The organism is Achromobacter sp. ACM04, from assembly GCF_014851465.1.
GTDB classification, from domain to species: Bacteria; Pseudomonadota; Gammaproteobacteria; order Burkholderiales; family Burkholderiaceae_B; genus Achromobacter; species Achromobacter aegrifaciens.
This window is the reverse complement of the sequence record NZ_JACUZS010000027.1, coordinates 1-258: the sequence shown is the minus strand read 5'-3', so window position 1 is coordinate 258 and position 258 is coordinate 1. Positions and strand designations below refer to the sequence as shown.

At 62.0% G+C, this 258-nt stretch carries 1 protein-coding gene; it reads left to right on the top strand.

What is annotated here, in order from left to right; all coding sequences use genetic code 11:
- On the top strand, positions 1 to 258 hold a 258-nt coding region (locus tag IB259_RS30900; protein WP_255508628.1), incomplete at both ends, for a GTP-binding protein.

The following is a 258-nucleotide window of genomic DNA, read 5'->3' as shown; positions in this document are numbered from 1 at the left end:
AAGAAAAGGCTCGCGGCATCACGATCAACACGGCTCACGTCGAGTACGAAACGGAAGCGCGTCACTACGCGCACGTTGACTGCCCGGGCCACGCTGACTATGTGAAGAACATGATCACGGGCGCCGCCCAGATGGACGGCGCGATCCTGGTCGTGTCGGCCGCTGACGGCCCGATGCCGCAAACCCGCGAACACATCCTGCTGTCGCGCCAGGTTGGCGTGCCGTACATCATCGTCTTCCTGAACAAGGCTGACATGG